This window comes from Streptomyces geranii, assembly GCF_002954775.1.
GTDB classification, from domain to species: domain Bacteria; phylum Actinomycetota; class Actinomycetes; order Streptomycetales; family Streptomycetaceae; genus Streptomyces; species Streptomyces geranii.
Map to the genome: position 1 here is coordinate 390,980 of NZ_PJME01000003.1, position 10,703 is coordinate 401,682.

Below are 10,703 nucleotides of genomic sequence, written 5' to 3' on the forward strand. Positions count from 1 at the left end.
TCAGGCGGTGGCGGCCGGTGCGTCGAGCAGCTCGGCCAGGTCGGCGAGGACCGGGTGGCGGATGACGTCCTTGTGGGTGATCGCCCGGTCCAGCGCGATCGACAGCCGGACCGCCGCCAGCGAGGTGCCGCCCCGGTCGAAGAAGTGGTCAAGCCGTCCGATCCGGTCGGCCGGAACACCGAGTACGTCGGCCCACGCGGCGGCCAGCCGCCGCTCACCGGCCGTCTCCGGACCCTGGACACCCTGGTCGGCGGCGCCGAGTTCCTCGGCGAGCGCGGTGAGCGTCCTGCGGTCCGTCTTGCCGTTGGGCGTGAGCGGCAGCCGCTCACGCCAGTGCACGGCCGCCGGAACCATGTACGCGGGCAGCGACTCGGCCAACCGCTCCCGCACGCCGCCGAGTTCGGCGCCGGTGCAGAACGCCACCAGCCGGGCGCCCCGTACGACGACCACGGCACCGTCGCGGACGCCGGGCACCCGCAGCAGCGCGTTCTCGATCTCGCCGATCTCGATCCGGAAGCCCCGCAGCTTCACCTGGGTGTCCCGGCGGCCGAGGAACTCCAGCCTGCCGTCGGGCAGCCACCGCCCGTGGTCCCCGCTGCGGTAGAGCCGCTCACCGGGCCGGTACGGGTCCAGGGTGAACGCGGCTGCCGTCCGCTCGGGGTCGTTGACGTACCCGCGCCCGACGCACACCCCGGAGAACACGATCTCCCCGGGCGCCCCCAGCGGCACCGGCGCGAGGTGCTCGTCGACCACGTACACGCGCACGTTGCGCACGGGCCGCCCGAGCGGCACCCGGGGCCCGTCCGGCACCCGGTCCATGACCTCGTGGTTGGTGTCGTCCGAAGTCTCCGTCAGACCGTAGGCGTTGGCGACCTTGATGCCGGGCTGGGCGGCGAACCAGCGCTGCACCAGCTCCCGCTTCACCGCCTCCCCGGTCACCGACACACAGTGCAGCTCGGGGAGTTCACGGGGCCGCTGCTCCAACTCGGCGAGCACCGCTTCGAGATACGACGGCACGATCTGGAGCACATTGACCCCGCCCCGCACGATCGTGTCCACGAACCGGGGCACGTCCAGGATCACGTCCTGCCCGACGATCAGCGTCCGGCCGCCCACCAGCAGGGCCGACACCAGCTGCCACAGCGAGATGTCGAAGCACTGGGGAGCGGTCTGCGCGACCGTCTGCCCCTCGCCGACCTCCAGGTCCTCGATCTTGGCGAGGACGTGGTTCACGAACCCCGCGTGCTCGCACATCGCACCCTTGGGCTCCCCGGTCGACCCCGACGTGAAGTAGATGTAGGCCAGTTGATCCGCGGTGACCTCCACCCCGAGGTCGTCGTCCGCGTGCCCCTCCGCCGCGATCTCGTCGACGTACAGCCTCGGTACGTCCGTCCCGGTCGCGTCGAGCGTGGTCGTGCTGCCGTGCTCGGTGACGACGAACGCGCACTCGGCGCGGGTCAGGGTCGCGGTGATCCGCCCGGCCGGGAAGTGCGGCTCGACCGGGAGATAGACACCGCCCGCCTTCAGCACGCCGAGCACGGCGGCCATCCAGTCGAGGTTGCGCTCGGTGACCACGGCGACGACGTCCTCCCGGGCCAGCCCGCGCGCCAGCAGGGCCCGACCGAGCCGGTTCGCCCGGGAGTTGAGCTGCCGGTAGGTCCACACCGTCCCGTCTTGCACGGCCGCGACCGCGTCCGGGTGTTTCCGCGCCCGCTCCTCGAACAGCTCGTGCACCCGGTGGTCCGGGAGTTCGCGCTCGGGGCCCGCCAACCCGTCCAGCTGGAAGGCGAGTTCGGCCCCGGACAGCAGGCTCTGCCCCTCGTGGTCGGCGTCCGGGTCGGCGGCCATCAGGGAGAGCGCGGTGAGGTGGTAGCCCGCGATCCGGGCCGCCGCCGCGCCGTCCAGGACATCGGTGCGGTGCCACAGCCGCAGGGCGCGCTCACCGACGCTCAGGTACAACACGGCGCCGTCCGCGCCGGGTTCACCGCCGTGCGGGTCGAGGACCGTCTCGTACGACGGCTCGTCCGCCCCGCCCGGCTCGTCGGCGAGGTCCGTCAGCGCCAGCAGCTCCCGCCAGGAGCCGGGGGCGACCGTCATCCGGCGGGCCACGGGCCGCTCGCCCTTCACCGCCACGTACCCGGTGGTGACCTCCCGCTCGCCGGACAGCGCGGCGAGCACCTTGGCGTGCGCGGCGAGCAGCGCGGACTCGAACGAGGCCGACCTCAACAGGCTCGCGTCGAACGGGACTTCGTACTCGGCGTACACCGGGTGGGGTCCGCTCTTCGGGTTCTCGCCCGGCACCGGGCCGGATATCCAGCGTGGAATCGTGTTCATCGTTCTGCCCCCGTGGGAATTTCCGTGTCCGTCATTTCTGCGGTCGTCGTCCGAATCTCCTTGGCCCTTGCGGACCTTGCGGGTGGTGCGATCTGGTCGCTGCGCAGGGCCACCGCCGGGTTGCCGCCCCAGCGGGCCAGGCACGGCATGTCCTCGCCCTTCATGAGGAAGGAGTCCGGGGCGAGTTGGGCCCCGTCGCCCACCGACACCCCGTAGTGCACGAGCGCTCCGGTGCCGACCGTGACGCCCGCGCCCAGGACGATGTGGTCGGACTTGAAGGTGCCGTCCTCCTGCGAGTGGGCCTGGAGGATGCTGCGCGGGCCGAGCGTGCAGTCGTCGCCGATCGTCGTCAGCGTGCGCTCGGTGATGGCGGCGCCGTCGTCGAAGACCCGGCGCCCGATCCGCACCCCCAGCAGCCGCCAGGCCAGGCTCTTGAACGGCGTGCCGTTGAGCGCGACGAGATACGCGGCGGGCACCTTCCACAGCCGCTCCTGCCACCAGAAGTGCGGCTCGTAGATGGAGCACAACCTCGGCACCAGGGACCGGAAGCGGGTGATGAGCCGCTCCACGAGCACGTAGTACCCGGCGGTGAGCACGAGCCCGAGGAACAGGGAGGCGCCCACCAGCGCACCGGCGGCCACGCCGTGCGTGCCGTGCACGGCGAGGGCCGCGAAGCCGAGCACCGTGAAGAGCAGCGAGTGCAGCCAGCGTACGAACAGGAACAGGCCCATCGTGCGCAGGTTGTAGCGGTTCTTCGCGGTGAGCCGGCGGCGGAACTCGTCGCCCTCGCGCAGATGGTCGAAGCTGCTGTCCCGCTCCACCGACCTCGGGATCTCGAAGGACGGCGAGCCCAACAGGCCGACGTTCTCCCGGACTTCACCGTCCAGCGGCACCATCACCTTGGTCGCAAGGAGGACGTTCCCGCCGGTGCGACCCCCCGAGGGGTAGGCGATGTGGTTGCCGAGGAAGCTGTGCGGCCCGATCTCCGCCCGGGTGACCCGGAACGACGTGGCGGAGTAGTCCGCGTTGAGGACGGACAACCCGTCGGCGACCATCGTGCCGCGCCCGACGGAGACCAGGTAGGGGGTCTCCTGCCGTACCTCCGTACCGAAGTTGGAGCCGGTCTGCTCGACGTGCGAGAGGTCGTAGCCGATCGCCCGCAGATAGTGGACGACGTACGAACTGTCGCCGGTCAGCCACAGGAAGAACTTCAGGTTGGTCATCCGGGTGATGGCCCGCTGCGCCCCGTAGTGCAGGCCGTACAGCGGATATACGCGGTCCGGCCGGATCAGCAGGTTCAGCACCCGGGGGACCAGGGTCACGCTCACGGCCCCGACGACGAGCACGGCCGCGAAGAACACGACGGACACGCCCAGGGCCTCGGCGTAGAAGCGGGCCGAGGTCATGTCGGCCACGTCCGGGTCGAGCAGCACCTCAAGGCGGGGTGCCAGGTCCAGCAGCAGAAAGCCGCCGCCGACCGCCAAGGGCACATAGACCAGCAGGAGTTGGAGCAGGCTCGCGAGACCGTAGGCGGCCCGGCGGGCGGTCGAGCAGGGCGCCGCGGGCACCCGGACGTAGTCGACCTCCGTCGGCTGGGCGGGCGAGCCGTGCCAGCGTCGGCCCGCCGGGACCGCCTGGCCCTCGAACAGGGCGGACGAGTGGCCGAGTTGGGCGCCGTCGCCGATCGAGGTGCGGATGTCGAGGACGGTCTTCTCGCCGACGTACACATCCCGGCCCAGGGTGACCGGGCCGGTCTCGACGCGTCCGGCGACCGCCCGGTAGCAGAGGAAGAAGGAGTCCTTGCGGATCACCGAACCCGCGCCGATCGTGAGCAGGTCGGTGCAGACCGGCAGGGAGGGCGAGAGGATCGTGACGCCCTTGCCGATGCGCGCGCCGAGCGCCCGCAGGTACAGCACGTAGAGCGGGTTGCCCGCGAACAGGCGCATCGGGTTGGCGTGCAGCAGCGCCTTCACGGTCCAGAAGCGCAGATACGCGAGGCCCCAGACCGGGAACTCGGTCGCCTTCCAGCGGCCGATCAGCACCCACTTGGCGACCACCGGCAGCACGCACATGCCGACGAGGACCGAGCCGCCGAACACGACCGAGCGCAGATAGACGTCAACAGCCCCCACGCCGGCGTCGGTCCACTCGTAGCCCTCGACGGTGACCAGCCCGGCGAGGAAGCAGTACGCGGCGAAGACCAGCAACTGGGCCGCGCCGCACAGGACATACCGCAGACTGCTGCCGGGCGCCGGGGCCTCGGCGGGCGGTGCGGCGGGTGCCTCGGCCGGGGCGTCGGTGAGCGCCGCCGCCAGACCCCGGATCGTCGGATGGCCGTACACGTCCTTCATCGACACCGACGGCAGATCGTCCCGCTTCCTGACGCGGGCACAGAAGTGCGCCATGACCAGGGAGTTGGCCCCCAGATCGTCGAAGAAGTGCTGGTCGACCGGTACTTCGTCCGTCTTCATGACTCCGGCGAGCACCTCGGCGAGAATCCGCTCGGTGTCACCTCCGGCACCGGATGTGTGCCTGCTCGGACCGGTCGGCGGTATGAGCGCCAACTCGATCGGTTTTCCCCCCACTTGTCCCCCCACGGTGAACTCCTCAGCGGTGCTGGTCCTGGCTCTCGGTTCGGTCGGATCGTTCGACGGGCGCTTCGGCCGGGCTCCCCTGCGCCGACCCCTGCCCCCGCCCGCCCTGCCCTCGTCGGTCCTGCCCCCGCCGGTCCCGCTCCCACGCCTTCGCGCGCCGGGCCGCCCCCGCGACCAGCGCCTCCAGGGGTCCCCGGCCCCTGGTGAACCGCCAGCCGGCCGCGAAGAGCAGCGAGCCCGCGACCAGCACGGCGTACTGGAGGTCGGGGGAGCCGTTCAGCGCTCCGGTGGCGAGGAAGAGGACATGGGCGGTGTACAGGGTCAGCGGCATGCTTCCGGCAGCCGCCAGCGGGAGCAGCGCCCGCCGGACGACGGTGATACGGGTCAGCAGCAGGACCGCCGCGAGCAGTGCGGTGGCCGCGCCGAGGGTGTGCAGCACGTCGAACGGCGAGGTGGAGTGCGGCGCCCGGGAGACCATCGCCCACCAGGTCTCGCCGTCCGGGGTGTCCCACAGGGCCTCGTCCCGGGCGTGCGGTCCGGTCGCGTCGTGGAACTCGTTCTCCTGGAGGCGCGCGAGCCCGCCCCAGCGCAGCAGCCACAGCGAGCAGACCAGCCAGGAGGCGGCGGCGAGCGCCAGTCCGGCGGTCAGCAGGCGGGTCGCGACGCGCCGGTCGAAGAGGTCCAGGCGCCCGATGGCGAGCCCGGCGCAGAGGTACGCGGTCCAGGCCAGGACCGGGTAGTCGCCGTGGACGAGGAGGTCGCCGAGGAGACCGGCCGGGTCGGTGACCACGTCCTGGAGCGTCGGGTCGCCCTCGAAGGCGGGTTCGGGCAGCGCGCCCCGCAGCAACTGGACCAGGAACGGCGCGACCACGCCGAGGCCGAGGGCGACGTACGCCAACGTCCGGGTGCGCAGGGCCAGCAGGGGCAGCGCGAGCAGGAACAGCAGGGCGTAGAAGGCGAGGATGACGTCGACTTCGAGGCCGGCCGCGTTCGAGGCGTAGCCCAGCAGCAGCCCGATCAGACCGACGGTCAGCGCGCGGGCGGCGACCGCGGCCAGCGAACCCCGGTCGGTGCGCGGCGTACGGCCGCCGGTGGTGAAGGCGAGGCCGACCCCGGCCACCAGCGCGAAGGTCGCCGAGGACCGGCCGCCCGCCAGTTGCCAGGCGACCGTCGGTGAATCGTCCGGCTCGAAGGCTCCGAATACGTGCACGGAGAACATACCGAGTAACGCGACACCGCGGGCCACGTCCACACCGGCTATGCGCGGTGTCGATAAAGGCATGGCTAGCTCCGTAAATTGGCAAATGGGCACGATGGATTTCGCGTCGGCCGTGTGCCCGCGATGCCGCTGAGGGCGGGAGTGGCGGTGGACGCGATATGAGAAATGGCGTACGGGACGAATGGGCGGGTGAGCGGAAGAAAGCGGTGAGGTGTGCCGGGCACGGCGTCGAGCCGCACGTAGGCCGTGCGGATCAAGGGCAAACGCGGCTTGATCGGGCTTGGTCGGAGCCCGGATGCCCCCGTGTCGTGATGCTTCGCACTCCCTTGGGTGGGTGTGCCCCGGAGAATGCAATCCGAATTGTTTCGACCCGGTTATGAAGGGGTCAAGGTCGCTCGGCGTAATGTCGCTTTCCTGTTACAGAGTCACGACTTTTCGTACGGATTGCGACCGCGTGTGCGGAGCCCTCACCTGGGAGCTTTCCGTAGGGCAGGTGTAATTGCCGGGCGGTATTCCGCTTGGGCGCGCCGAAATATAGCCGCCGAGTGCATGACAGAATTAGTATTCGATTTCTCTGCTGAATCGTTCCTTTCCGTTTCCGCTGGGTTTCTCGTCGTTTTCTGCCGTGTCACGGGAAGGGAGGGAAGGGGGAGGGAGGGGAGCGGTGCGCGGGCGCGGGGCCCGGACCGGGGTACCGGAGGGTGAGAGGGGCACCGCCCGCCCGATACCGTTAGGGCGTGCAGGCAGCAAGTGAACTTCCCGAGAGCCCCAGCGGCCGACTCCACCGCGCGCGCGTCCTCTACCGGAACGTCTCGAAGCGCAGGACCGCCTGGCTGTTGCTGAAGGACACCGTCAACTCGTGCATCGAGTACCGGATCCTGGGGCTGGCCGCCGAGGCGGCCTTCTTCACGCTGCTCTCCGTACCGCCGCTGCTGCTGAGCCTGATCGGCCTGCTCGGCTACGTCGACGACTGGACCGGCACCGACACCATCACCAGCCTGGAGAACAACCTCCTGGAGGCGTCCCGCACGGTCCTGTCCGACAAGGGCGTCACCGAGATCGCCCAGCCGATCCTCAACGACGTGATGAAGGGCGGCCGGCCGGACGTCATCTCCATAGGGTTCCTGTTCGCCCTCTGGTCCGGCTCGCGCGCGGTGAACGTCTTCATCGACACCATCACCGTCATGTACGGCCTCGACGGCGTCCGGGGCATCGTGAAGACCAGGCTGGTCGCCTTCGTCCTCTTCGTCGTCGCCCTGCTGATCGGCTCGGTGGCGCTGCCGCTGATGGTGGCGGGCCCGGACGCCGTACTCAAGGTCCTGCCATGGTCGGAGACGCTGGTACAGGTCCTGTACTGGCCCGTCGTCATCCTCCTGTCCATCGCCTTCCTGACGACGCTGTTCCATGTCTCGGTCCCGGTGCGCTCACCGTGGATCGAGGACGTCCCGGGCGCGCTGATGGCACTCGGGATGTGGGTGCTCGGCAGCTTCCTGCTGCGCATCTACCTCACCAAGACGGTCGAGGGCGCCACGATCTACGGCTCGCTCGCCGCCGCCGTAGCCGTCCTCCTGTGGGTCGGCGTGTCCGCGTTCGCCGTGCTCGTCGGGGCCGCCGTCAACGCGGCGATCGACCGCGTCTGGCCGGCCGCCTCCACCGCCGCCGCGCGCGCCGCCAACGAACGGATCCGCGAGGAGGAGGCCGCCGAGTACGTCGCCCGGATGACCGCCGCCCGCACCTACGAGATCGACGACGACCCCGACGACCCGGCGGACATGCCCTCCGAGTTCCCCGAACGCTGGTCACGCTTCCTGCCCCCGGAGGACGTGACCTCACGACTGCGGGCGCAGGTGAAGAGCACACCCAAGACGGGAGAGAGCCCGCCCTCCGCCAAGTGACGCAGAGCGGGCCGCGGTTGCCGACCGGCCGGCGCCTCCGGTCTCACACCTTCCACACGCCGGCCGCCGCGTTCTCCCGTACGAAGTCGGAGAACTCACGCGGCTCACGCCCGAGGACCTGCCGAACGCCGTCCGTGAGACGGGAGTTGCGGCCGTCCAGCAGCCCCTCGAAGACCTCCACCAGGAACGCGGCCTCCTCCGCGGGCACCCCGAACCCCGCCAACGCCTCGCCGTACGCCGCCGCCGGCACCGGCGTGTACGTCAACTCGCGCCCCGTCACCGCCGAGATCTCCGCGACCGCCTCCCGGAAGCTCAGCAGCCGGGGCCCGGTCAGCTCCAACGTCCGCCCCACGTACCCCTCCCCGGACCCGAGCGCGGCCACGACGACGTCCGCGATGTCCCGCACATCGAGGAACGGCTCCGTCACCTCCCCGGCGGGAAAGACGAGTTCACCGTGGCGCAGCCCCTCCACCAGCGGCCCCTCGCTGAAGTTCTGCGCGAACCACGAGGCCCGTACGACCGTCCACTCCGCGCCCGACGACCTGAGCGCGTCCTCCGTGGCCCGCGCCTGCTCCTCGCCCCGCGCCGACAGCAGCACGAGCCGCCGCACCCCGAGCCCGACCGCCTCCCGCGCGAGCGCTCCGACGCCCTCGGTCGCGGGGGGCGAGCCGACATCGGACGGGTACATCAGATAGGCGGCGTCGGCACCGGCGAGGGTGTCCGCCCAGGTGGTCGGGTCCTCCCAGTCGAACCCCCGCGCGCGGGACGCCGCCCGCACGGTGAGCCCGGCGCCCCGCAGGGCCTCGGCCACCCGGCGGCCGGTCCGCCCGGAGGCCCCGGTGACGACCACGGTCGTGCCACCCCGGCCGGTCTCTCCGCTCTGCCCGTTCTCCGAGTTCTGTGTCATGCCTCCAGTCAACGGCCGCACGCTCCGGGCGCCCATCGCCGAACGGCTCATTCCCATGCGTACGCGTCTACGCTGACGTCATGGACGCCCTTGCAGGCCTTCTGGAGGGTCCACGCGCGCGTGGCGCCTTCATGATCCGCGCGTGCTTCGAGCCGCCGTGGTGTGTGCGCATCGAGGACGAGGCACCCCTGACGGTGATGCTCATGGTGCGGGGCGACGCCTGGATCACCCCGGACACGGGGGACCGGCTGCACCTGCGCGCGGGCGACCTCGCCATCGCCCGCGGCCCCGACCCCTACACCTGCGCCGACGACCCCGGGACGCCCCCGCAGGCCCTGATCCTGCCGGGCGCCGAGTGCCGCTACCCCGACGGCCGCTCCCTCAACGGCGTGATGGACCTCGGCGTACGCACCTGGGGCGACCGCCCCGACGGCTCGGCCGTGCTGCTGATCGGCACGTACCTCATGCGGGGCGAGATCAGCGGCCGGCTGCTGGACGCCCTGCCGCCGCTCCTGTCGCTCCCCTCGGGGGCGTGGCGGTGCCCGCTGACACCGCTGCTCATGGAGGAGGTGGTGCGCGACGAACCGGGCCAGGAGGTCGTCCTCGACCGGCTGCTCGACCTGCTGGTCATCGCGGCCCTCAGGGCCTGGTTCTCCCGCCCCGAGGCGGCGACCCCGGCCTGGTACCGGGCACTGGCCGACCCCGTCGTGGGCCGCGTACTGCGCCTGGTCCAGGACGACCCGGCGCACCCCTGGACCGTGGGCCTGCTCGCCGCCGAGGCGGGGGTGTCCCGGGCCGCCCTGGCCCGCCGCTTCACGGACCTGGTGGGCGAACCCCCGATGACCTACCTCACCGGCTGGCGCCTGGCCCTGGCCGCCGACCGCCTCCGCGACACGGACCACACCCTCGACGCCATCGCCCGCCAGATCGGCTACGGCAGCGCGTTCGCCCTGTCCAGCGCCTTCAAGCGGGTCTACGGGATCAGCCCGCAGGAACACCGCGCCCTGCGGCCGAGGTGAGCGGCGGCGTAGCCTTTCGTACGTGTACGAGGAACGGCCCTCCCGGCTGCCGGGCGCGGTGGTGTGGACGAACACCCCGGCCGGGCCCGGTGTGCGGCCCGTACTGCCCGACGGCTGCATGGACCTGCTCTGGCGCGAGGGGCAACTGCTGGTCGCAGGCCCCGACACCCGCCCGTACGTCCCCGAAGGTGCCCCCGCGCGTTGGGCGGGCGTCCGCTTCCACCCCGGCACGGCCCCGGCCCTGCTGGGCGTACCCGCACACGAACTCCGCGACCGGCGCGTCGAGTTGGCCGACCTGTGGGGAGTGGCCGAGGTGAGGCGGCTGAGGGCGCGGGTCGACGCGGCGCCCGATCCGGCGACGGGACTTGAGGAACTGGCACGGGAGCGGGCGGCGGACACTCCTCCGCCGGATCCGCTGCTCGGCGCCCTGGTGGCGGCGCTGGAGACGGGCCGCCCGGTCGGCCGTACCGCTGACGAACTGGGCCTCAGCGCCCGCCAGTTGCACCGCCGCTCACTCTCCGCCTTCGGCTACGGCCCCAAGACGCTGGCCCGCATCCTGCGCATGCAGCGCGCGCTGGGGCTGGCCCGGGAAGGGGTGCCCTTCGCGGAGACGGCGACACGCGCGGGGTACGCGGATCAGGCCCACCTCGCGCGGGACGTAAGGGAGTTGGCGGGGATGTCGCTGGGGCGACTACTCGGCGGAGGGGTCGGAGGCCGGCCTACCGGCGCGTGAGG

Annotated in this window: 7 protein-coding genes; 3 read left to right on the forward strand and 4 right to left on the reverse strand. The window is 71.7% G+C overall.

What is annotated here, in order from left to right:
- The 3 genes from CW359_RS06675 to CW359_RS06685 all read right to left on the reverse strand — a co-directional run bounded on the left by CW359_RS06675 (position 1) and on the right by CW359_RS06685 (position 6,210).
- Positions 1-2,334, reverse strand: a complete 2,334-nt coding sequence (locus CW359_RS06675; protein WP_105968820.1) for a non-ribosomal peptide synthetase — start codon at positions 2,332-2,334, stop codon at positions 1-3.
- Positions 2,331-4,805, reverse strand: coding sequence for a Pls/PosA family non-ribosomal peptide synthetase (locus tag CW359_RS06680; RefSeq protein WP_232838263.1), 2,475 nt, complete (start codon positions 4,803-4,805; stop codon positions 2,331-2,333). The genes CW359_RS06675 and CW359_RS06680 overlap by 4 nt, the downstream gene beginning before the upstream one ends.
- Before the next feature lie 136 nt (positions 4,806-4,941).
- The gene (locus CW359_RS06685) at positions 4,942-6,210 is read right to left on the reverse strand and encodes a heparan-alpha-glucosaminide N-acetyltransferase domain-containing protein (protein WP_105968822.1); all 1,269 of its coding nucleotides are present in this window, start codon (positions 6,208-6,210) and stop codon (positions 4,942-4,944) included.
- Positions 6,211-6,884: 674 nt separating this feature from the next.
- Between CW359_RS06685 and CW359_RS06690 the strand changes: the two genes are divergently transcribed.
- Positions 6,885-8,042, forward strand: a complete 1,158-nt coding sequence (locus CW359_RS06690; protein WP_105968823.1) for a YihY/virulence factor BrkB family protein — start codon at positions 6,885-6,887, stop codon at positions 8,040-8,042.
- A gap of 43 nt (positions 8,043-8,085) precedes the next feature.
- Here the strand turns inward: CW359_RS06690 and CW359_RS06695 are convergent, their stop codons facing one another.
- Entirely contained in the window at positions 8,086-8,949 is an 864-nt protein-coding gene (locus tag CW359_RS06695) for an NmrA family NAD(P)-binding protein (RefSeq protein WP_105968824.1), read from the reverse strand.
- Positions 8,950-9,029: 80 nt separating this feature from the next.
- On the opposite strand from CW359_RS06695, the gene CW359_RS06700 reads away from it, so the two are divergent.
- Complete coding sequence (locus tag CW359_RS06700; protein WP_105968825.1) at positions 9,030-9,968, forward strand: AraC family transcriptional regulator; 939 nt, start codon at positions 9,030-9,032, stop codon at positions 9,966-9,968.
- A gap of 22 nt (positions 9,969-9,990) precedes the next feature.
- The gene (locus tag CW359_RS06705) at positions 9,991-10,701 is read left to right on the forward strand and encodes a helix-turn-helix transcriptional regulator (protein WP_105968826.1); all 711 of its coding nucleotides are present in this window, start codon (positions 9,991-9,993) and stop codon (positions 10,699-10,701) included.
- The last annotated feature ends 2 nt before the right edge of the window (positions 10,702-10,703 follow it).